This is a genomic window from Legionella sp. PATHC039 (genome assembly GCF_026191275.1).
Lineage (GTDB): Bacteria > Pseudomonadota > Gammaproteobacteria > Legionellales > Legionellaceae > Legionella > Legionella pneumophila.
On the sequence record NZ_JAPHOP010000001.1, the window covers coordinates 2,582,572 to 2,606,803 of the forward strand.

A 24,232-nucleotide genomic window follows, 5' to 3' on the forward strand; every position below is an offset into this window, starting at 1 on the left:
AAGTCTTTTTAAACAATGAATTATCAATATTCCCCCAACCTAAAGAAAAAATTCCTGCTCGCATTTACTATTTTATTTATTGTACAAATGTTCTATTTTGCCTCTGTTAGAGCATCGACAAGGGATACTCAATTATGGACACTTATGAATGTGATAGGACCAATCAATAAACAACATCGCAAAATAAGATATTGGCTTGAGATACAAGATAGAGTTGGTGAAAATATTTCGCAATTGTCTCAACTGCTATTACGTCCTGGACTAGGATATGAACTCTTGCCTACAACAACCATCTGGCTCGGATATGATAGAATTTATACGGCGCAACCATTTGCCAATCCACCTGTAGATGAAAATCGAATTTGGCAACAATTATTGTGGGGCAAGGAGTATACTCGATTCAGACTGACGGCTCGTTCACGTTTGGAAGAGCGCTTTATCCAAAGAGCTATTCATACCGCCTGGCGGTATAGACAATTATTTAAAACTAGTATTTTTATTCCCAAGCACCCTAAATACGCAGCCGTGATTAGTGATGAAGCTTTTTTTCATCTGAATGACTTCAATCTTCAACGTAATCAAGGCTTTGATCAAAACCGTTTATTTGTTGGCCTAGGTTATAGAACCAGTAAAAACAGCACGATAGAGATTGGGTATCTCAATCAAATGATTAAACGCGTAAATAACCCTGACTACCGTGGAGATTATTTATCCATGGCTCTATTATTAACAGAATAAACAAGCGGACTCAGATCTCATGGATAAATTGATTTAATTGGTTTGCAATTTTTTCTTTTTTAGCAAAAGAAGAATCATACGTTGTTACTAAAGGAATAGGTGGTTTATCCTTTAGAGCGATGGCAAGTCTATAAGTTTTCGCACCTCTGCTCCCAAGCGAATCTTCGACTATTATTTTATCTACATCAGAAAACGATAATTTGGTTTCCTCTGTCTTAAACAATCCTTTTCTTTTGATTACAATTGTTTTTAATATTCTGTCAAAATCAGTAATTGCCCCTCTAACAGTAAGCAACAGAGCGCCTGCCAATAGAAAAAAAACGGATAAGCCATACATCCACCACGAGGCCGGATAACTCACTTTAAAAGTCGTTTCCAAGCTATTGCTTATGTAGTTATTGATGCTGTTGGCAGCAATTTCTTTATCGTCACGCCCGCTGGAACTGCTCCCCGTCAGATTGACCGAACCTTGATCTGTTAACAAATCCACATAATAAAGCGTATTTCCTTTACTTGAGCGACTGCTTCTGACTACTGCTGCTTTTAAATCCCCTAACTCGGTGCTGGAGTGATATAAATTATAAATTTTGCTGTGTAAAACACATTCCTTAGCCAAATGGTATTGTTTGTTTTTGCAAACGAGGGTGTATTCCATCATTAAAATAAGCATTGTAAAAAAACTTGCTACAAGAAACAAAACTGCGAATAGATATATAGGCCACATGCTGATGATGAGGCGTATCTTGTTTGTGCTGATGGAGTGTAGTTTCATTTCATATTATTGCTAATAACTTATTTTAAATATAGCAACAACTTTCGATTATATGTAATGGTTGATACTACTAGACAACGTGAAACCCATTCCATAATGTCCAAAAAAAAACCCATAAGGGAGCTATTTTTCTACTAAATGCCATTTTTTGCCACAAATAAATCTGGCTTTTAAAAAAAATATGTTATTCTTTCCATCATTACTGATTCGTACTTAATCAAAGCGACGAATTTATTTTTTATCATTTAACAAAAGATTTTAAATATGGGATGGACTGATCGATTTTGGAATGCGTATCGCGTGGTTACTAATACCGTAATCGAAGGCGCAGCAAACTCTTTAAATGCAGCTGGATCACTAGCTTGCCTGCTCGGAGGCACTGGGCTCTCTCTCTCTTACTCCATGTCTGAAACAATAAAAGCAGGGTACTTCGGATCAGTTGGAGTAGCAGGCACAGTTAATTTGGATATCACTGCAGTAGAATTTAATTATGGATTTAATCAAACCATTCCTTTTCGCAGAGATTTGCTGGAAAAATCCGGCGGTGGCAGCTATGCATTGAATGATTTTGCCAATCCAGGTACTATTTTTATGATTAGTTCTCTGGCTATTCTTTCCGGAACCACTTTAAGAACTTTTGGGGCTAATATTAAAAAATGGCAACAAAACAGAGAAGACAAATACCACTTTATTGCCAAGTACAGCACTGATCTGGAACCCCCTTCTTACAAAGAATATCTGTATGTCAACGCAGAATCCTTCTTCAATTCTTTGGCAATAGCCTCATTCAGCAGTCTTTTGACAAAAAATGTTCTGGATTTTTCGATTAAGGATTTATCAAAATATCATTTGACTTATCCTTTTAATGGAACAAATATAACTGGCTCAGTGCAAACGCCTGATTATACTGGGCCAGTTACATCAAAATTTTTCCCCCTTGACTTTTTTGTATCTCAAAATACAACCATCCATACAGATTATATCAACCTGGTAGTCAATGAAAAAGTGAAGGCCAATGCAATGACCAATGTCACTTATGGTGGAGGAGTACATTTAGAGCCCAGCCACCAATCAAGCGCCCCCCTTCTGGCTGCTTCTGCAACCATTGGTATCGGTACCTATTTGGCAGGCACTTTTTTTGGCAAGAAAATTCTGCGAGAACGTGATGAAAGACTTCAACGTTCAAGATCATCGAGCTATTCCATAGTTTCAGGCACTTTTTGGGATAATAAACATGACATAGAGGCGAAAGGTGATACAAAACTCGAACATGCCCATTCATTACAGTAAAGAATAGCCTAAGTCTCCTCCATGTAATATATTACAATGAAAAAATAAAACGGAGTTTTTCATGGTATTTAAATCAAGGTTTGTTGGCATTGTTTTATTGTGCTTTTCAAGTGTTACCGGATGGTGTCTTTCTCAGTCCCATGAGGAGGATAGAATTATTGTTTCAAACTGCCTGTATGAGCAATTAAAAGACAAAGCCAGGTTAATTGCGCAATCGGCTCACTTTAGCTTCATTGCCATTACGATTGATGAAAGTATTGCCAACACTCTACAAAAAATGAGACCAGTTTGTGGAAATTATCTTGATGCTGAGCCATATATCCAGCAAACCTACAATCGTTTTCTAGATTCGCAAAAATTATTAGATAAACTGACCCGCTACCAACCCATCTCCACCGAAAACCCATACCCGATTAATCATGAAGCACAAGTCCATGGTTTGTTCGAACAAATTGATCCGGCCAAAATATGGCAAACCAATCAGCATTTAACCAGTTATATCAACCGCTCTGCAAAATCCAGAACGGGAGTAGAGTCTGCACAATGGTTTAAACAGCAATTTGATACCTTAGCCCAAGATTATGGAAGAAAAGATGTAGAGAGCTACTTTGTCAAAACCGGAAATAAATTTATACAACCCTCAGTCGTCACTGTAATTGGAAAAAATAAACCGGGAGAGGCCATTGTTATAGGGGCACATATTGACACACTGGACGGCAATATGCCTGGTGCTGATGATGACTCTAGTGGAATATCCGTTGAACTTGAAATGGCAAGAGTGCTCTTTTCATCGAACTTTGAGCTCAATAGGCCAGTTTATTTTATAGCTTATGCTGCTGAAGAAAGAGGACTTATCGGCTCTGGATATGTGGTACAAGATTTTTTACAGAAAAACATTCCAGTGAAAGCAGTAATGCAGTTAGACCAGGCAGGATACAGAGCTAACGCCAAAGACCAAACGATTTGGCTGTTAAAGGATTATGTAGATAAGGGTTTAACTGAATTTACAGCAGAATTATTAACTCGCTATGTCAAAATTCCTGTTGGCTATACTAAGTGCGGTTATGCATGCAGTGATCATGTAAATTGGACCAATGAAGGCTTTAAAACCACCTATCCGTCTGCAACTACTTTGGACGATGATAATCCTTATGTCCATACCTCCAATGATATTTTGGATATTCTGAATCTGGAACATATGGTTAATTTCACTAAATTAGGCCTGGCCTTTATAGTGGAGCTTGGTTTAAATTAGCGATGAAAGCAATAGAGCTCGTGCCAATTTAATGATGCTCTGCAATTGGAGTTTATTAATGAAAACAGAAGCCTTACTTAGCTGGCTAAACGTAGAAAGCAATGAATCCTATGATTCTATCAAAATAAAGTATCAACTAAGACTTGAAGCCTTAGAGAAAGAGGAACGCATTAAAAAAATGGGGGGTATCAATCCTTTCGCGCCTAAAATACCCCTTAACAACACCGGGATAATCACCTCCAAAGAAATACAAGAGGCATGGGCCGCTATTGATTCTCTCAGCAAGTACAAACAATTCAAAGGACTAGTGGCTCAAGAAGAAAATTTATCCACTATCCCTAGCAAAAAAATGGATAGCAAGAGAGAGGAAACAAAATTAATCCATTTTGTAAGAGAACGTGCACAAGGCCCCCGGGGAAGACGCTTGCCCGCCCATTTACAAGCTAAAATTAAGAGAGTCTCTTTGGACAAACCTCACAGTAAGCTAATTACAGAAGGGGGCGAACAACAAATTAACGCAATTTTAGACAAAACCACCTTGTCAGTCATTGACTTGCAATCTGCTGTTTACACCGCAGTCCAGAATTATACGAATTATCACATGAAATCCGAAAATAAAAATAATCCCAAATACAACAGAGGACAAGGCGATGGTTTTTTCAGTTTTTTTCGCCATGGAAGCTTTGGAATCACTACAGCGAATAAGCTATATACTTCCATCAATGCAAAAAATGCTACTTTAGATGAAACCATAGAGAAATTAAAAGATTTTTTAGGCGATTCCTCCAGAGCATATCATCATCATTCTTTCACATCTTACCTGGCTGATGCAATTGCTGAGAAGGGACTATTAACATCCCATCCTGCCAGCCGGTATAAACAAGAAGACGTAGTGAATCAGCTTGACCAATGGATAGCACAAAACTCAACTGTTAATCTTTTAAAATAATAATGGCAATGATAGTCTGTTTTTTACTCCTGAAGTAAAAACAAATAAGTCAGGACTTACGAAAAACCCCAATCTCTATGTTAAAAAATGCTTTTAATTCGGTCATTTAGTTTATCTAAACTCCCTCACTAAAAACATTTTTTGCCTTGATCTCGAGGTTTTTCTTAAGTCCTGTAAGTTAGAATTCCCACCGACATCGGCGCCAAATCTTTAAATTAGGCACGGCAGCTGGTACATTTTTACTTATTCATTAAATAAAACAAAAATTTATCCCCGCTCAAAGGCTTGGAAAAATACCATCCTTGTACCATATCGCAGTTCATTGAGCGCATTAACTCCAGCTGTTCTGCTGTTTCTATTCCTTCAGCAATAACTGATAATTTCAGACTGCGCGCCATAGTTATAATACTATTAATCAAACTTAACTCATTATGACTTGTATTTACACCCTGGATAAAAACCCGATCAATTTTTAAATTTTTGAACGGATAGGACTTAATATACTGCAGGAAAGAATAACCCACCCCAAAATCATCCAAAGAAAAATGAATGCCCATGTCACTTAATTTGTTTAATTGAGATAAAATGAATTTTGAATCATCAATAAATGCCGATTCTGTAACTTCAAAAATTAGGGAATCTGTAGATAATTTTGTCCTTTTCAAAATGAGTTGTACCTTATGAATAAAATCCTTTTGCTTTAATTGTAAAGCAGAGATATTCACCGCTACTTTTATCTTGCTGCCGGTAATAAATTCCCACTCTTTCGCTTGTGCGCACACCTTATCCAAAATCCAATAACCCAATGGAATAATCATACCGGTCTCCTCGGCCAAGGGAATAATCTGATCAGGATTAATTTGACCTAAGGTTGTATTCTGCCAACGTAGCAAGGCCTCCGCAGCGACGACCTTATTTTCCTTCAGATCAATGATCGGTTGGTAGCAAATATATAACTCATTACGGGTAAACGCCTGATGTAATTCCGTCTTAATACGGATATGGTTATTTGCCCCCTCAATCATGGTATTTTGAAATGCCGTCCAATTATTTTTGCCCCGTATCTTACTCTGATACATGGCTGCATCTGCATTACGCATTAACGTTTTGGCGTCCTTGCCATGATCAGGATATATTGCAATTCCTATACTTGTAGAGACGAATAGCTCTTGAGATTCAATAACAAAAGGCTGAGAACAAATTTCCCGGCATTTTTTTGCGATGCTTTCAGCGTCTTTATCCTGCATGATGTTTTCTAGAATCATCATGAATTCATCACCACCTAAGCGTGCAATAGTATCGGTTTGCCGTATCATAGATAGAAAGCGCTCCGATAACGCTTTTAATAATAAATCTCCAACCGCATGCCCCAAGGAATCATTAATCTGTTTAAATTCATCCAAATCTAAAAACAGCACCGCTAATTTTTGATTGTTGATTTGGGACGTTGAAATAGCTCGTTCCAATTTATTAACCGCATAGAGACGATTGGGAAGGTTGGTTAAATTATCAAATGTTGCCTGGTATTTTAACATTTCCTCGTAGCTTTTCTTCTGAGTCACATCCTCCATAACAGCCAGATAATGAGTTATCTCTTCATTCTCATTACGAATTGGAGAAATAATTGCTGATACCCAAAAATGCTCTCCGGATTTGTTTTTATTCAGCAACTCACCATGCCACTCTTCCCCATTGGCTAAGTGTTCCCACATGGTTTTATAAATTTCATGAGGAGTTTGGCCTGACCGTAAAATTCTTGTATTTCCACCAACCAATTCTTCTTTGCGATAACCTGTTTGCTCTATCACTTTTGCATTGACATACTCAATGGTTCCCGTTTTATCAGTTATTATGACTAAAATAGGGCTTTGCTCTAATGCTCGTGTTAATTTTCTTATAGTTGCTTCAGAGCGTTTTTGAAGTGAAATATCCCGTACGATAGCTAAAACCAATTTCTCCCCAGTCGCATTAAAAAGTGCCAAACGAACGTCAACAGGAAAAATTGTGCCATCTTTTCTGCGGTGCATGCCTTCTGTATTAATGGGGCCCTTTTGAACATTTTCCCACAACTGATTTAAACTTTTCTGAGAAAATCCCACTTCAATATCCCAAACATAGGAGTTAATTAATTCTTCCCTGCTATAATTCAAAGACAAACAAGCTGCTTCATTAACCTCTAAAAATGCTCCCTGCAAATTATGGATAAAAATACCATCCGATACAGCATTCATCAGATTTCGATATCGTTCTTCACTGATTTTTAGTTGATTGAATCGGTGTACTTGTTCCGTAATGTCTTGTTTAATTGCTATATGTTGGGTAATTCTCCCCAATTCATCATCCATCACAGGAACGATGATGGCTTGAGCGATCCAATAGCTGCCATCCTTTTTTCTTGAGCGTATTTGCCCCTTCCATGTATTCCCTGATTTAAGGGTTTGGTTTATTTCTTCAAACAACTGAGCGTCTTCGACCGGTGAGCGCAATAAGGACGCCACTGTTTTATTCATTGCTTCACAAGCATTATACAAAGTGATGTTCTCAAAAGCGGGATTAACATATTGAATGACTGCCTCTTCATTCGTTATTTCGACCGAGTCGCCAGCTTTTTCCAAAATAGTGGTCAGCAGCTTTTCCCTTTTTTTATTCATCAATTTGGCTAATGACAGGTTTAATATACCCAGAATATCTTTAAAAAAAGGCATTAGTATTTCAAAGTTACAGTCAATAGAATCAAACCAAAAACTAATAAAAAATAAATTCCCTTGATATTTATCAAGGCAAATATCGACACGCTGCTTTGGTTTTTCTTCAGAATACTTCTTGATTTTTGTCTTATATATTTTTAAAAAATGCCAATCTGAGACTACAGCTAAAAATTTCTCCAATTCCTTTGGCGCATCAAATTTTAATCCATTAGATGCCAGAATATTAATATGGCTGCCATCATAATACCAAACTGCAGTGATTGTATCTTTTAATAAGGGATGCTTGCCAAGTAATTTCAACCCACTTAAGCTTAAAGTATGTAGAGTATTTTGATCATAACTCAATTCAATCAATTGGCTTATTAAGCTTCGTTCTAACAGGTTAAGATGGTTGAAATTATCTCCTGAAGCAATATGATTTAATGGATGTGGCTTTTTACTCTTCCTCATTTTATCTATCATGTGCCAATTTAGACCTACACCTATCATTTCTGTATAATAAAGCTTAGGATCTTATTGTGTAATAATCAAAATAGATGTGTAAAATTTACCCCATAAACAACTCCATCTTAAATCGCAGCCACCGATATTAAATAGCCTTATAAAATTTAATTGACTAATGACTTCAAACTACACACTAATCAAGTTAACATAGAGATCTTACACTTTATTTTTAAAGTATCCATGCGAACATCAAGCTTCCTCGATAGGTTAATAGTTGAAGTCGATAGTGCGCTTCGAACCATCATTTTGCCACAAAAACGTATTACAACGCGCCAATCTCCCGCTGAAAATCTGGCTGATACTGTGCTTTCCACTCAGGAAAAAAAACATATTTCAGGGTTAATGAGAGTAAATCATGCTGGAGAAGTATGTGCTCAAGCGCTTTATCAAGGACAAGCTTTAACAGCACGACTTACTCACATCAAAGAGCAAATGGCTAGTGCCGCGGCTGAAGAAGTGGATCATTTGGCCTGGTGCGAAGAACGTTTGTATGAATTAGGCAGCAAACCCAGCCTTTTAAACCCCATCTGGTATTGTGGTTCGGTTCTATTAGGCGCCATGGCTGGATTGGCTGGCGATAAAATCAGCTTGGGATTTGTTGCTGAAACAGAGCGCCAAGTAACCGCTCATTTACAAAGGCATCTGCATTATCTCCCGGAAAAGGATAAAAAAACTATAGCCATATTAAAAAGAATGCAAGAAGACGAGGAACATCATGCGCATACAGCCATGGAAGCTGGAGCAGTTGAACTTCCCTATATTATTAAGCAATTGATGAATGCTGTATCAAAATTAATGACTCAGAGCAGTTATTATATTTAACAGGATATGATTACATATGGACTACAATACGATATTCATTCTATTCGTCATATTTATTGCGTTCGTATTTGATTTTATCAACGGATTTCATGATGCCGCCAATTCGATTGCAACCATAGTCACTACAGGTGTTTTGACGCCAAGACAAGCTGTACTTTGGGCTGCTTTTTTTAACTTCATTGCTTTTCTGATTTTCAATTTAACCGTAGCCCAAACAATAGGCTACGGACTAATCGATACAGATCTGGTGGATACTTATTTTATTTTAGCAGCCCTGATAGGAGCGATATTCTGGAATTTGGTGACTTGGTATTATGGACTGCCATCAAGCTCCTCTCATGCCTTAATTGGCGGATTAGCTGGTGCGGCAATAGCCAAGGGAGGCCTGTCTTCACTCAAGATTACAGGTTTTGCCAAAGTAGCGGCAGGGATATTTATATCTCCTGTTCTAGGATTATTGATTGGCTTATTATTTACTCATATTTTCTCTTTGTTTCTCAGACATAAGAACGAAGAGGAACTGAATACATTATTTAAAAGTTTTCAACTGATATCTTCAGCATTATTGAGTATCACGCATGGAGGAAATGACGCACAGAAAACGATGGGTATCATTGCGGTATTACTTTTTTCCGCATCTTGGCTTGATGGTGTATTTTATGTGCCATTTTGGGTCGTCATTTCATGTCATGGGGTAATTAGTCTGGGGACTTTGGCTGGTGGCTGGAGGATTGTACATACCATGGGAACTAAAATTACCAAACTTAACACCCTGAAGGGTTGTGCTGCTGAAACAGGAGCAGCCATTACCATTTTCGCTGCAACAGAATTTGGGGTCCCTGTCTCAACCACCCATACGGTCACTGGCTCCATTGCGGGAGTTGGGCTAATCAGTGGCATAGGTGGCGCCCACTGGAAAGTTTTACGCAGGATATTCTACTCTTGGTTGCTTACCATTCCAGCAGCAGCATTAGTTGCTGCCGCTATTATGACCATCTCACCAACTGCCTAGATTATGGTGTCACTCGGCAGCACAATCTCCCTCAACACTTAAGGCACTATTTGTCCTGCTAAATGCAAAATAGACCGCTATACCAACTAGCATCCAAATTATAAAACGCAATATCGTTACCCATGGCAAATTCAAAATTAAATAAAAACAGCTTATTATGCCTAATATAGGAACATAAGGAGTAAAAGGTGTTTTGAATGGCCTTTCCATATCAGGATGAGTTCGCCTTAAATATAAAACACCTCCACATACAATAATAAAGGCAAACAAGGTTCCAATATTAACCAGCTCAGCCAAGGTACCAATTGGAGTTACTGAAGCGAGAGATGCCATTAATATGCCACATAGCAATATAATTCGAATTGGTGTTTTAGTGTGTTCGTTCGTTTTGGATAAGAACCTTGGCAATAAGCCATCCCTTGACATTGCTAAAAATACTCTGGTTAATCCATAGAACAGAACCAACATAACTGTGGTTAAACCAGCAATTGCGCCTACACCAACTAGTCCGGCTGCTGTTTTATAACCCAAGACAAGCAGCACATGGCTGATTGGTGATGAAACATTAAGAGTAGTGTAATGAGCAATCCCGGTTAATAAACCTGAAACCAGAATATAGATCACTGTACAAATAGCCAGAGAAGCGATTATCCCTATGGGTAAGTCCCGTTGAGGATTAATTGCTTCTTCAGCAGCAGTAGAAACAGCATCAAACCCCACGTAGGCAAAAAAGATGATTGAAGCACCTTTCATAACACCAGCCCAACCATAGGGCATGAAAGAAGACCAATTTTCAACCTTCACTTCACCAAATGCGATAGCTATGAAAATAAAAATAACCAAAAGCTTAACAAGCACCATGATATTATTAAATCGAGAACTGGATTTCACACCAACAATTAATAATGTAGTTAAAACAGCTATGATCAAAATGGCTAAAATATTGAGATCCCCACCGTCAGCAGGACCATGTAATAAATTAGCCGGAATAAATATTTTCAGAGCCATTAAAAAATCATTGGCATAACCACTCCACCCGATAGAAACAGCCGATACAGCAATAGAATATTCCAATAACAAATCCCATCCGACGATCCACGCGATTAATTCACCAAATCCTGCGTAAGCATATCCATAAGCACTGCCACAACCTCCTATGCTGGCAGCCAACTCAGCATAGGATAAGGCAGCAAAAGCGCAGGCAAATCCGGCAACAACATAGGAGAATATCACGGCTGGTCCACTTATAGTGGCAGCTACTATTCCTGTAAGAACGAAAATACCAGCACCTATAATCGCGCCCACTCCCAAAAAAGTAAGGTCAAAAACACTAAGGCATTTAGCTAAATGTGATTCATTGTCTAGCGACCCTTTTATATCTTTTTTACGAAACAAGTCCATGATAGTATGCTCTCAGGTTTATTTTTTATTGTTTATTTCCAAAATTTAAGTTATCAATAAACATAAACTCCGGTTATCTTCCATCTAACAAAACCTTACACAATTAAACTCTACCATTAAATTATAGCTAGGAGAAACCCTGCAAAGGTTAAAAATTGAATGAAAAGATTAGTTTCCTGCTTAACCATTATTTGCGCTTTAAATGCGTCCGCTGCAGCGGAAACGACATCCAGTCCTTGCTCTCGCTGGATAACTTTCCTCAAGCCCGTCTGTCAACGCATCCACCAAACATGGATAGAAGGCCATGATGATATGTATTTTTCAGGCTATGCCTGGCATAACCGCTATGTTTACAGTAATGAAAAAATTAAGTCCTACAATGAAACCGCATGGGGTGGTGGATTAGGTAAAAGTCTTTTTGATGAAAAGGGAAACTGGCATGGGCTTTACGCGATTGCCTTCCTGGATTCCCATGGCCATTTAGAGCCCGCCGTTGGTTACGCCTATCTCAAAACGGCTTCAGTTAATAAAGATTTAAAAGCAGGCCTTGGATACTCGGTATTAGTTACCTCTCGGGTTGATTATGATAATGTCCCCATCCCCGGAGCATTGCCGTGGGCTGCTCTTTTTTATAAAAGAATAACGGTTGCGGCAACCTATATCCCTGGGTCCAGTCGTGAAGGGCATGAAAATGGGAATGTATTGTATATCCTTGGAAAAATATCCTTATAAAGATGGATTAACTTTTGCTTGCTGCAAAAGGTCATGTAAAACAAACCCTGATTAGATCCCTTTAAAACGGTTGCAACTGAAAATTCAACTTGTTAGTCTTTTGAAGATTTTTAACTGCTAAGTAACAAGGAGAAGTAACATGATGTTGAAAACCCAGTTGACTGCTTGTATCGGTGCTGTAATTTTGGCTGGCTCTTCTTTAGCAAATCCAATAAAACCTGAAGTATGCCCCAGTGTACCCTCTATTCAATCGGAAGGGATGTCCATGTCTTCTGAAATTTTGGAGAGCATGTACATCACCTATAATTTAAGTCATTACAATACCAGTTCAAGCTGGGTGTTTATTGTAGGTCCAATCACAGCTGAAAACGATGATATGGCATTGGCAGAAAGCAATAAATTACTTTCAACCATGTCAGGATCTCCCCATCCGGAAGATGATGGAGAAGGCAATTGGATATGTCAGTATACGACCAAATCCAAAGACATTATTGCATTTGCTATAGAAGCAGATGATATGCTTTCCCCATTGAAAATGATGAGATATCTCAGAACAATCCACTGATAAGTGGATAGCAACTGCACAGATACGGAAGCATGACTTGCTTCCGTGATTTAACGAATAGTTAAGAACTCCTCCTCTCTTTTTGGTACTTCTTTATTTTATGTGCTATGTTTTCTTCATGACCCTAACTTCAGGACGAAAAGAAAATGAAATCGTTTATTGAGCAAGCTCAATTCTATGCAACCTACCACCAAAACCCAGCGACGCGTTACACGCATATGGCAGGAGTCCCGTTAATCATGCTTTCTATCATGATTTTTCTGGGATTTGTTAAAATAATTATTCCAGGTGTTTATGCAACCGATCTTGCTTGTTTGGCTACGCTTGCCGCTCTCATTTATTACTTACTTTTAAACTGGCAACTTGCCTTGGCATTAACTCCCATTTTGATCTTTTTGTTATGGCTGGCCAGTTGGTTTAACTATGATGGCCCAACGAAACTCGGACTTTGGGTATTTATTATTACTTTTGTTGTAGGCTGGGGATTACAATTTTATGGTCATTTTATTGAAGGAAAAAAACCTGCCTTTATGGTTAATTTTACCCAAGCCCTTATTGCACCATTGTATTTAACAGCCGAATTGTTTTTTATGGCAGGGCTTATGACTTCTCTAAAAGAACAAATTTATGGTAACGAAGAAGTAAACATAAATACGGAAAAAGAAGGCAAGACCAAAACGAAATCCAAACTTTAAGAGATACCGGGTTTCATGCTTGAAAAAAAGAACCTCAAAAATTGCAATATGAGTAAAGCGGAAGAAGCAACACAGTGGAAAAGCACACGTTTCTTACGCATTTTTTTAATTGCTTTGTAGCATAGCAAGAGCAGTGCGAACTCATAAAAGCAAATGATACACCTCTGGAACTACTTCATTTCTGGAGCCTGCACTATTAAAAGCAGCGATAGAAGGGATGAGTTGCATATTCTAAAAGCTCTCGATCTCCTCGACTGTCACCATAAGCATAAATTACTGCCTTGACACTAAAAAAAGGCGCCAATTTTTTTATTTTTTGTTCCCCATAACAGCTCTTGCCTAACAATTTTCCAGTAAATACTTGCCCATTAGTTTCAAATTCGGTAGAAACCACACCATCAAATCGCTCAATTTCAGCCCAGTGGTTTATGTATACAGCATAAGCCGAGGTCGCAAGGAGGCATTTATCACCTCGATTTTGGTGCAACCGAAGTTTTTGAATAGCCTCTTTTCGCAAAAACTTGCTCAATTTTTGTTGAGCAAACACTTTTCCTAATGATTGGATTTCAGAAACTGTTTTATTTTTAAAAAATAGCCAGCAAAGATAATAATTGAGGGTATCAACGCTGATTAACTTGCAAAAATAAGCGATTAGTACCGGATATATCAGAAGAAAGAACAAATAAAATCGGAGTGGAGAAACAAACTTTAAAAATGGAAGTGTTGTACTCTTGTACGTTAGTGTTCCATCAAAATCAAATACTGCAATAACCAACCCCTCTTTGTTGTCAGGATCTTTAGTCCGGGGCATTTTTTTCATCTCCTTTGCTTAAAAAATTAAGCTCTCTTTTACCTATGATAAGTTCCATATAATCTAAAGCCAAACTAGCATGATAGCGATAATGTAAAATTCTATAGGGGTGTTTTAATGTTTTTGACAGACAAAAATAAAACCAGAATAACCATTTTAGCAAAACTACGTACACTGCATCTCTTAGTATTCGAGGTTCAATAAAATACTCTTTTTGAAAAGCCAAAACTTTGGATAAGTTAATATCAAGAATTTTATTTTTTGCTTCAACAGACCAGGCTAAAAGAGTATCTAGATAATCCACTTTATGATCAAAATCGGAAGCAGCCTCCCAATCAATTATCCAGAATAATTCAGGAGTGGTCCATAACACATTTTTAGGTTTTAAATCATTATGGCATACCGTCTCACAAGACATGTTTTTAACGGCTTGCTGAAATCGAGATTGATTATCATTAAAAAAAGTCAGGATACGGTTAAGTCGCTTGAGCAATGGAATGATGTTTAAGATGGTATGAATTTTCTTGAGATGAGGATGTTGTAATGCTGAGAGTCCAATTTCCTTATAAAGTCGGAACTTTTTTTCAGAAAATTCTTTATCATAAATTTGAGGACAATGATGTAATTGATATAGTTTTTTTGCAATCAAACTTACCATATTGCAAGTAATATTTTCGTTTTCGAGAATCTTTCCCTCAATAAATGGATAAAGAATGTAAGCGGCGTCTTTAAGAATTAGAAACGGATCTCCCAAAACTTCTACCGCAGTTGAAACATTGCCTTGAATACTTAAATTCCTGCATATAGACTCTATGAAATAAAGGGAGGAAACAATATCATCTAAGCTCGCTTGGTATTCTTTAGCATAAACATTTAGTTGAATTTTCTTAAGTACAAAACTTTCTTGAGCCGTTCGGATTTTGTATGCTACATTAACGTCTCCACCTCCAAGTGATGATATGCTGGCGTGGCTCAAATCAACCTTATAGTGAGCAGAAATTTTTCTTTGTACGGCTTTTGAAAGCATGCTAAAAAAACCATTCATCTCTTTTTTTTTGAATTATGGGAATTATCACGCATAAAGTCAAATCGAAATGTATAAAAAAAATATGCATTGAAAATAATTTTCTCATGTACTAGCCTTTATTTACTAAGCAGTAATAATCTGGAGTTAGGTATGAGAGATAGTAATTATTTATTACTTATTGAACGGCTTATAGTTAATAGCAAAAAAAAACCCCAGAAAGTAGCATTAAAGTTTCTTAATCCTGAAAGTAACACTTACCAACAACTGACGTATCACGAACTACTTATCAAAATCAAGCGAGTAGCGTTTTTTTTACACTCTAGATTAGAGAACAAACCGGTCCTTCTGCTTTTTGATGCAGGAATCGACTATATTGTTTCTTTTTTGGCCACTCTAATGGCGGGAGGTATTGCGGTAACAGCCTACCCTCCGAGAAAAACAAGACATCAACAGCGTTTGATTCGAATTATTGAAGATTCAAGAATTTCATTAATTCTGACTAAATCATCAATTCAACACTTTTGCGAAGTGAATCAATTTACTTTTCCTGCCAAAACAGAAATATTTGCAGTAGATGCACTTCATTTTGAGAATTCAGATTTTACACCACCAGAGATTAAGAGAAGTGATATCGCTTTTTTACAATATACCTCGGGTTCCACAGGAAATCCCAAAGGGGTGATGGTTACCCATGCTAACATTGCAGCGAACTTGAATGTTCTTTTTGATCTTTTAGGACCAGAGAGTCTTGAAACCTGTGTTTCCTGGTTGCCCATCTTCCATGATATGGGTCTGATCGGGTGCACTTTACTTCCATTGTATTATGGCGGAACGACAGTCTTTATGTCACCAGTAAGTTTTCTTAAGAATCCTTTTTTTTGGCTAAAAGCAATGAGTGAACACAAGGCTACCTATACCATGGCTCCCAATTTTGCTTATGAGCTAATGCTAAGGCATATTCCGGAAAATTGTAACATCGACTTATCGAATATTCATCATTTGATCAATGGTGCGGAACCAGTTAAAATTTCAACTATCAAACAGGTTGAATCTATTTTGTCTAAATTTGGCCTGAAAGCTGGTGCCATAAAACCTGGGTATGGCATGGCGGAGACAACGCTTGCTATAACCGCCAATACGTGCCCTGTCAAAATCGTTAAAGCATCAAAAAAATTTCTTGAAAAAGGAGTTTTAGCACCCCCCTCTCAAGTAGAGGACACCAATGAACTAGTGCATTGCGGTAAGGTGGCTCCCCACCATTACAAGCTTAGAATAGTCTGTCCTGAAACAAAAGTCGTATTGGAAAATGGCCAAATCGGGGAGATCTGGATACAAGGAGAATCGGTCACTAATGGTTACTACCACAATGAAGAGAAAACTCAAGAATATTTTAAAGCCTTCCTTGCCGATGGTAGTGATGGGCCATTTTTAAGAACCGGCGATTTGGGAGTAATTGATGGAAAAGGCAACCTTATAATCTGCGGTCGTCTCAAAGATATTATTATTATTCAAGGACGTAACCTCTATCCACAGGATATTGAGAAAGCGTGTTATTCTTCACATAAGAATTTGATAGAAAACGCCTGTGCAGCGTTCTCAATTCAGGTAGATAATGAGGAGAATATAGTTGTCGTTGCAGAGGCAACCCGGCATTTATCGCAAGAAGATTATAGTGAACTGTTACACGGGATTAAACGAGCTATTTTTGATGAAACAAATTGTATTCCGCACGACATTGTATTAATTCCAACCAAAACGCTACCTAAAACGACAAGCGGAAAAATTCAAAGACAAGCATGCATGGAGCTTTACTTAAAATCTGAATTAGACACCTTAGCTTCTTTAAAATCAGAGCAAAACAACCAAAAGGAACAAATTGCTAAGGAGTTAAACCAAGATGAAGCCCTATCTACGTGGATGAAAAATTGGATTGCAAAATATAATCTAATCTCAGTTACAACTGTTACCGATGAAAGTCCGTTTGCAGATTATAATCTTGATTCTGTAGCTCAAGTGCAATTTATCCATGATTTAGAGAATTTTCTTGGAAAAAAAATAGAGACATGGCTCCTATGGCAGTATCCAAATATAAAGGCGTTAAGTCATTACTTGTTACATGATTCAGCAACAGAATCCATTAGTATCAAGAAGGATTATGAATCTATTGCAATTGTAGGGATTGGTTGTCGTTTTCCCGGTCCCGATGGTCAGGATATTCAGGATGTAGAGAGTTTTTGGAATTTTCTTTTGGAAGAGAAAGATGCCATAGCTCAGATTCCACTTGAACGCTGGGATAATCGACTATATTTCTCTAAAGAAGTAAATAATCCGGGCAAAACTTATGCCAGTGAAGGTGGTTTTTTGCATCAAATCAAACGCTTTGATGCTGCTTTTTTCAATATTTCACCTCGTGAAGCAGAGTTATTAGACCCGCAACAACGTCTTTGTTTAGAAGTTACTTGGCATGCCTTAGAGGACGCAAATATTACTCCATCCTCACTGAAAAATACGAATACCGCAATTTACCTTGGGATTAGTACCCATGACTATGATATTTTAATCCAAAAACATACTGATTTGGTTGCTTTGGGTACTTATCAAGCGACTGGAACTAGCTTTGCAACCGCCGCAGGAAGATTAGCCTATTTTCTGGGTACACAAGGTCCTTGCATGGCAATAGACACCGCTTGCTCATCTTCTTTGGTGACAGTCCATCAGGCAGCAAGAGCTTTACAAGAACATGAATCCGATTTGGCAATTGCAGGCGGTGTCAATCTTATTCTATCTCCAGAAGGGAATATTATTTTTTCTAAAAGCGGCATGTTATCTAAAACCAATCGCTGCCATACGTTTGATAAAAATGCTGATGGCTATGTTCGCGGTGAAGGCTGTGGCATGGTTGTCTTAAAAAGACTTGATGATGCGTTAAGAGATAAAAATAAAATTTATGCAGTTATCCATGGTAGTTGTGTAAATCAAGACGGCGCGAGCAATGGATTAACTGCTCCAAATTTGAATGCACAGATAAAGGTGATGAAAACAGCGTTATCATTAGCCAGCCTTTCTCCAGAAAAAATTTCCCATATTGAAGCACATGGGACTGGTACCCCTCTTGGAGATCCTGTAGAGTGGGAGGGTATTCGACAAGTATTTGCACAGAATCGTAATACTCCTTTTTACATCACTTCTCTCAAAACAAGAATAGGTCATCTTGAAGCCGCCGCAGGTATCGCTGCTTTAATAAAGACAGCTCTTGCACTGAAATATCAAACCATACCTGCTCATCTGAATTTTACAGCCCTCAATCCTGAAATAACACCCCATAAAAATATGGTCATCCCTGTACACAAGCAAGAGAATATCGACGAGCTACAATATGCTGGGGTAAGCTCATTTGGTTTTAGCGGAACAAACACCCATGTTATACTAGGGAGAGCCCCTGAGACCAATGATAAAGAGGTTCTCGCAGCAAATACTTACAACCTATGGGTTCTCAGTGCTAAGGAAGAATCCACGCTAATTAATTACTTTAAGCAATATCGAAAATGGGCTGAAAAGAAGCGTTTTTTAGATTTTGAAGCGATGAGCTACTATACGCAAATTGGAAGAGAACATTTTAGCCATAGATGTTTCATAGTAGCAAAAGACAAAGAAGAATGGTTAAAATCGATCGATAAATGCCCAAGCATTAAAATCGCATCTACTCCACCATCTGTTGCCTGGATGTTTACCGGTCAGGGTTCTCTGGTCCCAAATGTTGCAGCAGATCTCTATAATAATTCTCCTTATTTTGCCACAATACTAGATGAGTGTTGCAAACGGTCTGAACCATTACTACCCTATTCGTTAAAAAATTTATTGCTGGAAACTCCACAATATATTGACATTAATAATACTTTTTTTGCGCAACCTGTTTTATATGTTTTTGAATACGTTTTAGCACAATGGTGGCTGGCCTTGGGGTTAAAGCCATCAGTACTCATTGGGCATAGTATTGGAGAATATGTAGCGGCCGCAATAGCAGGGGTTTTCTCCTTTGCAGAAGGTTTATCGTTGGTTTGTGCCCGAGCTAGACTAATGTCTGAAATTAAGACTCAAGGAGAAATGTTAGCTATTTTCTGCGAAGTAGAGGAAGCAAAAGCAATTCAATCGGAATGGAATGATATTGATATTGCTGCATATAACAACTCTGGGCAGGTAGTATTTTCAGGCCCGCAAAAGAGGATAAGAGAGCTTTCTTCTTACTGTGAATCAAAAGGACATGTTACTCGCTTACTGCAAACATCAAATGCTTTTCATTCGCGCTTGATGGAGCCGATGATTTCTGAATTCAGAGCCATTTCCGCACAGTTAACTTATCGTTCGCCCCATATTCCAATTATAAGCAACATCAGTGGCGAACTTTGTCAAGGAGACACTTTCACAAGTGAATACTGGTGCCAACAAATACTAAATCCTGTGAAATTTTTACAAGGTCTCAGTACCTTAGCTTCCCTTTCTATTCCTTGTGTCATTGAAATAGGACCCAGCTCTGTTCTCGCTCATTTTGCGGAACAATTTGGTAAATTTAGAGTAATCCCGAGCATTCAAAATCCATGTCATGGTTTTAAAGATTTTCTAACATCTGTAGGTTCTCTTTACCTTGAAGGATACAATTTTAACTGGCAACTTTTGCATAAAAGAACAATTTTTTCAGATCTGGGTTTACTATTGTATCCGTTTAAAGGTAAAAGTTATTGGCTAACCATACATCAAAAGAAAATCAATGCTAAGTATCAGGATGAGTTAATATTTCAAACGGCTTTTGAGAGAGCCTATCCTGAAAGTGAAGGAGGTTTTCTTGCCCCAAAATCTTATTGTATTATAACTCGGCAAACTCATTTGAGAGATTTGGACAAATTAACACCATTTTTTGATGAAGCAAGGCTCGTTCCCTATAAAATCATACTAAAACCAGATTTACTAAATAATCCTGCTGCAAATCAGGACATGCTTATCTATATTTCCCAATCCAGCATAGATGAATTTTCAGAAGAAACTCTATTCTTTTATGATGTAATCCATGATCAAACTTTACAGAATAGATTAAAGCCCATGGTCTTTGTAATAGAAACATCCTCTGTAATCGGGCAAGGGTTAGTTGCCGCTTTAAAAGCTATTCACAAAGAACATAATGAATGGCCAATTAAAGTTATTTTAGCCGATACACTTGAGAATCCTTTAGTTTGGCATACAGTAAAGGAAAGTCATTCCTATACTGATTGGCAATTGAGAGTCACGCAAACCGAAGTTTTGCAGGAAAAACTGACTCCATATCTTTTTAATGAGATTAAAATCCAAAATAGAATTCCGCTTGCTAAGAAAGTGTATCTGATTACGGGAGCTACTGGATATTTGGGCCAGTATTTAGTAGAACAATTGTTAAAAGAGGGAGCTCGCACCATTATTGCGCTTGGCAGAAGCTCCACAGCTCCGGCATGGAGTGAAACTATTCAAAAATATTTGCGAGATAAAAAAGTTTGTTTGGACTATTACAGCACTGATACTCAAAATAGAGAGGCTTTAAAAGATTTTCTTAAACTTTGCCAAAACAAATACCCTCCAATTACCAGCATTATCCACATGGCAGGAGAAACGAGAGATAAACCATGGGCAGATACTAGTGCTCAAGATTTATTGGAGCTGGCTAAGGGCAAAGCAATGGGAGCCTGGCACCTCCATGAACTAACGCAAAATTTGGAATTGGAAGATTTTGTACTTTTCTCTTCGATTGCCGCCGTATTTGGAAGCGAAGGACAATCAGCTTATGCGCTGGCCAATGGCTGTTTATTAGCTCTATGTTCCCTGAGAAATAATCAAGGCCTCCCTGCTCTATGTCTAGCATTAGGGCCTGTTAAAGGATCTCCCATGGTATTGCAAAGCAGAAAAGGCCTTCTTGATAAAATGCAATTATGGGGATTGAACATGCTTGAGAGAGAAAAAATTTGGCCTTTACTTTCCTCTCTTACTGATGGAGTTTTTATTTGTGCTGCACTAGATCTGGAAAAATATAATTCAGCCAAAACAGACCAGGAGATTAGGCTAGCGTCCCAAAATCCTATTTTACCAAAAGCTGGTGCTCCAGACGCTGAAATGATCAAAGAGTTGGCAAGTCAGGTTTTGAAAATAAATTTGGGCAAATTACAAAATAAAAAAAATTGGTTTGAGTTAGGCATGGATTCTATCATGTCAGGGCAACTCGCTTTCGCCATCAACAAATTTTACCCCAATGCTGGACTTACTGCTAAAGAAATTTTTCAGTTTCCGGATGCTGATACTCTAAGCCAATATCTTAAAAATAAAATGCAAGAGCAAACGCCTGCCAAAATCACATCCCAAAACGGACTTTTCTGCCATAATCATTCTATTCCGCTTTCCTTACAACAACAAGAAATTTGGAATTATCTTAAAACATGCACAAATCCCGAAGCTTATTACATTCCGATGCAAATTGAACTAGAGGGCTTTATAAATCCGGAGCAATTTTTAGATAGCATCAAAAGTGTTACCAGACAACATGATGTTTTCTTTTATAGTTTTCATGAGGTTCTTGGACAAGTATCCATCCACATTTCGGATGAGCCAAAAATCGAAATTAAATATACCGAGCAATTTACAGAATCATTGTTTTCAGATTTTTTCCTTAGACCATTTAATATTGAAGAGGGTATTTTATCGCGATTCTTATTGATAAAAAAAACTTCTGAATGCTATATATGGTTATGTTTGTTTCATCATTTGATTACTGATGGGCAATCCATCAAGCGAATTATTGATGAGGTATTCCATCATTATTCCGGAATAATACCAAAAAAACCTTCATTAACGTATGCAGATTATATCTCATGGCAGCATCAAAATTATTTTCATAATCAAGCCCATGACTTATTGAGGATTTGGAGTAGGCGTTTAAAAGAATTTCCAGTGGACACTCCTATTGTCGAAAATACAGAGTTACCTATGGAAGCAGGGCTTATTCATTTTGAAGTTCCCCATGAAAACTACCGCGACTTAAAGGAAATACTATCCTCAGAACAGCTAACTATAAACAATGCTATCTTGCAGGCTCTTTCACACACTTTGTTAACTCTTTTTAAACGATCTAAACAATCCCTGGTAATTTTCTTTTCAGGCAGAGAGATTAATGATTTTAGCGATGTCATCGGAGATTTGTCCAATGACGTTATAGTCTGTCTTGACGCTACTACTACAAACTCCACACTCCATGCCATGAAACTTCAGCAGCAGCAATTATTTGATTTGATCGATAACCAGTATTTTAGAATTCAGCTGTTAAAACTCGCAGGATTGCTCCCAGAAATTTCATATGACTTCCAGGCAGCAGAGAAGAAACTGTTTACCAGCAAGACGCTGAATGCAGTTGCAACTAATTATTGGAATGTACAGCCCTATTTATGGGGAAATGAACCAAGAACGCTATCATTTAAAGTATTACAAACAGAAAATAGCCTGCGTTTTTCGCTTAAGTACCGTAAAGATAGAATTTCTGAGGCCAAAGCTAAAAATATTTTGTCAGCGTGGGTTAATAATGTGAACCAACTTCAGCAAAAGTTAAAGTTAAATAAAAATACAGACCACGAGGAAATATTTGAGGCCAAAGCATCTATACTCCAACAAAATCTTTGGTCTTTGCTTTCTGGATGGACAGATAGCCAAAATAGCCCCTATCGTATTCCAGTGTTACGCTTTTTGGCAAAAAACTACGATACCGCACGATTAAATAATGCTTTGTCATTTTGTGTAACTCATAATCCACCATTAAGAACCTCTTTTAAAGAAAGAGATAAAACTCTTTATTTAAACATTCAATCGGATACAAAGCTTAACCTTAACATTATTAATACTGATAATCTTGCAGATACAATTTCTCATATTTTTTCTCAACCACTATCCAATGCCCCCTCTCCTTTAGTTAGCATCTGGATTATTAAAAATAATAATTACCCCGACTTGTTACTCATCATGATAAATCATTTGATTATGGATGGACTATCTGGCGAGTACTTTTTGCAAAAAATTGAAGATGCTTATTATAATACGCATGACAATAAAACTCATTCTGCATTGGAGCTCCATGAATCAAACTTCTATGTTGGCAGTAGAGAAGAAAATCAGTACGCCCAGATCTTCACAACAAACAGCAAATACTATCGCAGCCTGACTAGCAAGGTCTTTTATCCTGCACATATTCAGGGTTCCCAGATATCTATGTATGGGGGGTTGTGCTTTGACATAATTGGTCATAACGAGCAACTTAATTTTAATCGTTTCTGCCAAAGGAACAAATGTAGCGCTTACGCTGCTTATTTACAGATATTTTCTGATGTCGTTTGCAGGCACTTTAATTTGCTGAGTTTATACGTAAGCATGGTAAAATCCAATCGAGCTACTCTTAAGGATACCAATTCATTAGGATATTTTGCTGACAATGCACCTGTTTCAATAGAAGCAAGCAAGGGACCTCATGACCTCTTAAACAGGATAAGTCTTACACAAGAAACTGTTTTAGAAGTGATGCACCTACTGAACCAACCCTTGCTCATTGAGGATTTGGAGGACTCTGGCTATCGACAACCCGATTTCATTTTTAATCACTATCAGATTTTTCCCAATTCGCTCCTTTTTCGCTCGGCTGAACACGTACTTCAAGAGATAGCAAGAACTATAAAATCTGTTCCATTATGGAATTACCGAAAACCTGAGTTATTAAATTTTTCTATTCGCAGTATTGAAGATGGAGATTGTCTGAGCATGATTTTTGACACTGCAAGAATAGATGCGGATACAGTAAGTTTGCTACTTCATGAAATCATAAATACAATAAAAACGTATAGCCAATAATTTAATTAAAATTGAGAGGTTTTAGATAATAATATCTAATTTTCTTTGGC

Annotated in this window: 15 protein-coding genes; 10 read left to right on the top strand and 5 right to left on the bottom strand. The window is 37.7% G+C overall.

What is annotated here, in order from left to right:
• The first annotated feature begins 15 nt into the window (after positions 1–15).
• Positions 16–738: a DUF2490 domain-containing protein gene (locus tag OQI99_RS11785; RefSeq protein WP_265732061.1), complete on the top strand. Its 723-nt coding sequence runs from the start codon at positions 16–18 to the stop codon at positions 736–738.
• Between the two features lie 10 nt (positions 739–748).
• Here the strand turns inward: OQI99_RS11785 and OQI99_RS11790 are convergent, their stop codons facing one another.
• A complete protein-coding gene (locus OQI99_RS11790) occupies positions 749–1,510 on the bottom strand; it encodes a hypothetical protein (protein WP_265732062.1) in 762 nt (253 codons plus the stop codon).
• A 264-nt stretch (positions 1,511–1,774) separates the two neighbouring features.
• Between OQI99_RS11790 and OQI99_RS11795 the strand changes: the two genes are divergently transcribed.
• The 3 genes from OQI99_RS11795 to OQI99_RS11805 all read left to right on the top strand — a co-directional run bounded on the left by OQI99_RS11795 (position 1,775) and on the right by OQI99_RS11805 (position 5,004).
• Positions 1,775–2,800, top strand: coding sequence for a hypothetical protein (locus OQI99_RS11795; protein WP_265732063.1), 1,026 nt, complete (start codon positions 1,775–1,777; stop codon positions 2,798–2,800).
• A 61-nt stretch (positions 2,801–2,861) separates the two neighbouring features.
• The gene (gene lapB, locus OQI99_RS11800; RefSeq protein WP_265732064.1) at positions 2,862–4,055 is read left to right on the top strand and encodes an aminopeptidase LapB; all 1,194 of its coding nucleotides are present in this window, start codon (positions 2,862–2,864) and stop codon (positions 4,053–4,055) included.
• A gap of 58 nt (positions 4,056–4,113) precedes the next feature.
• The gene (locus OQI99_RS11805; RefSeq protein WP_265732065.1) at positions 4,114–5,004 is read left to right on the top strand and encodes a hypothetical protein; all 891 of its coding nucleotides are present in this window, start codon (positions 4,114–4,116) and stop codon (positions 5,002–5,004) included.
• Between the two features lie 239 nt (positions 5,005–5,243).
• On the opposite strand, the gene OQI99_RS11810 is transcribed toward OQI99_RS11805, so the two are convergent.
• The gene (locus OQI99_RS11810; protein ID WP_322783705.1) at positions 5,244–8,174 is read right to left on the bottom strand and encodes an EAL and GGDEF domain-containing protein; all 2,931 of its coding nucleotides are present in this window, start codon (positions 8,172–8,174) and stop codon (positions 5,244–5,246) included.
• Positions 8,175–8,396: 222 nt separating this feature from the next.
• Here OQI99_RS11810 and coq7 point away from each other — a divergent pair, with 222 nt between their 5' ends.
• Positions 8,397–9,038, top strand: a complete 642-nt coding sequence (gene coq7 / locus OQI99_RS11815; protein ID WP_265732067.1) for a 2-polyprenyl-3-methyl-6-methoxy-1,4-benzoquinone monooxygenase — start codon at positions 8,397–8,399, stop codon at positions 9,036–9,038.
• 16 nt (positions 9,039–9,054) lie between these two features.
• The gene (locus OQI99_RS11820; RefSeq protein ID WP_061513969.1) at positions 9,055–10,050 is read left to right on the top strand and encodes an inorganic phosphate transporter; all 996 of its coding nucleotides are present in this window, start codon (positions 9,055–9,057) and stop codon (positions 10,048–10,050) included.
• Between the two features lie 9 nt (positions 10,051–10,059).
• Here the strand turns inward: OQI99_RS11820 and OQI99_RS11825 are convergent, their stop codons facing one another.
• Positions 10,060–11,451, bottom strand: coding sequence for an amino acid permease (locus tag OQI99_RS11825; RefSeq protein WP_061513970.1), 1,392 nt, complete (start codon positions 11,449–11,451; stop codon positions 10,060–10,062).
• 159 nt (positions 11,452–11,610) lie between these two features.
• On the opposite strand from OQI99_RS11825, the gene pagP reads away from it, so the two are divergent.
• The 3 genes from pagP (at position 11,611) to OQI99_RS11840 (ending at position 13,443) form a co-directional block, all read left to right on the top strand.
• Positions 11,611–12,183, top strand: a complete 573-nt coding sequence (gene pagP / locus OQI99_RS11830; RefSeq protein WP_061513971.1) for a lipid IV(A) palmitoyltransferase PagP — start codon at positions 11,611–11,613, stop codon at positions 12,181–12,183.
• A 139-nt stretch (positions 12,184–12,322) separates the two neighbouring features.
• Complete coding sequence (locus tag OQI99_RS11835) at positions 12,323–12,748, top strand: DUF4949 domain-containing protein (RefSeq protein ID WP_265732068.1); 426 nt, start codon at positions 12,323–12,325, stop codon at positions 12,746–12,748.
• A 146-nt stretch (positions 12,749–12,894) separates the two neighbouring features.
• The gene (locus OQI99_RS11840; RefSeq protein ID WP_265732069.1) at positions 12,895–13,443 is read left to right on the top strand and encodes a DUF962 domain-containing protein; all 549 of its coding nucleotides are present in this window, start codon (positions 12,895–12,897) and stop codon (positions 13,441–13,443) included.
• A gap of 196 nt (positions 13,444–13,639) precedes the next feature.
• Here OQI99_RS11840 and OQI99_RS11845 read toward each other — a convergent pair whose 3' ends face one another.
• Both OQI99_RS11845 and OQI99_RS11850 read right to left on the bottom strand, forming a co-directional pair.
• Complete coding sequence (locus tag OQI99_RS11845) at positions 13,640–14,254, bottom strand: HAD-IB family hydrolase (protein ID WP_265732070.1); 615 nt, start codon at positions 14,252–14,254, stop codon at positions 13,640–13,642.
• Positions 14,241–15,299 (bottom strand): phosphotransferase, encoded by a 1,059-nt coding sequence (locus OQI99_RS11850; RefSeq protein ID WP_061513975.1) that lies wholly within the window; start codon positions 15,297–15,299, stop codon positions 14,241–14,243. The genes OQI99_RS11845 and OQI99_RS11850 overlap by 14 nt, the downstream gene beginning before the upstream one ends.
• 132 nt (positions 15,300–15,431) lie before the next feature.
• Here OQI99_RS11850 and OQI99_RS11855 point away from each other — a divergent pair, with 132 nt between their 5' ends.
• Positions 15,432–24,182 carry a type I polyketide synthase gene (locus tag OQI99_RS11855; protein WP_265732071.1) on the top strand — a complete coding sequence of 2,917 codons (8,751 nt, stop codon included), beginning with the start codon at positions 15,432–15,434 and terminating at the stop codon, positions 24,180–24,182.
• Positions 24,183–24,232 lie beyond the last annotated feature (50 nt).

Coding starts and splice junctions, on each gene's coding strand:
- OQI99_RS11785 (WP_265732061.1), top strand. CDS start 16: ATGAATTATCAATATTCCCCCAACCTAAAGAAAAAATTCCTGCTCGCA.
- OQI99_RS11790 (WP_265732062.1), bottom strand. CDS start 1,510: ATGAAACTACACTCCATCAGCACAAACAAGATACGCCTCATCATCAGC.
- OQI99_RS11795 (WP_265732063.1), top strand. CDS start 1,775: ATGGGATGGACTGATCGATTTTGGAATGCGTATCGCGTGGTTACTAAT.
- lapB (WP_265732064.1), top strand. CDS start 2,862: ATGGTATTTAAATCAAGGTTTGTTGGCATTGTTTTATTGTGCTTTTCA.
- OQI99_RS11805 (WP_265732065.1), top strand. CDS start 4,114: ATGAAAACAGAAGCCTTACTTAGCTGGCTAAACGTAGAAAGCAATGAA.
- OQI99_RS11810 (WP_322783705.1), bottom strand. CDS start 8,174: ATGATAGATAAAATGAGGAAGAGTAAAAAGCCACATCCATTAAATCAT.
- coq7 (WP_265732067.1), top strand. CDS start 8,397: ATGCGAACATCAAGCTTCCTCGATAGGTTAATAGTTGAAGTCGATAGT.
- OQI99_RS11820 (WP_061513969.1), top strand. CDS start 9,055: ATGGACTACAATACGATATTCATTCTATTCGTCATATTTATTGCGTTC.
- OQI99_RS11825 (WP_061513970.1), bottom strand. CDS start 11,451: ATGGACTTGTTTCGTAAAAAAGATATAAAAGGGTCGCTAGACAATGAA.
- pagP (WP_061513971.1), top strand. CDS start 11,611: ATGAAAAGATTAGTTTCCTGCTTAACCATTATTTGCGCTTTAAATGCG.
- OQI99_RS11835 (WP_265732068.1), top strand. CDS start 12,323: ATGATGTTGAAAACCCAGTTGACTGCTTGTATCGGTGCTGTAATTTTG.
- OQI99_RS11840 (WP_265732069.1), top strand. CDS start 12,895: ATGAAATCGTTTATTGAGCAAGCTCAATTCTATGCAACCTACCACCAA.
- OQI99_RS11845 (WP_265732070.1), bottom strand. CDS start 14,254: ATGCCCCGGACTAAAGATCCTGACAACAAAGAGGGGTTGGTTATTGCA.
- OQI99_RS11850 (WP_061513975.1), bottom strand. CDS start 15,299: ATGAATGGTTTTTTTAGCATGCTTTCAAAAGCCGTACAAAGAAAAATT.
- OQI99_RS11855 (WP_265732071.1), top strand. CDS start 15,432: ATGAGAGATAGTAATTATTTATTACTTATTGAACGGCTTATAGTTAAT.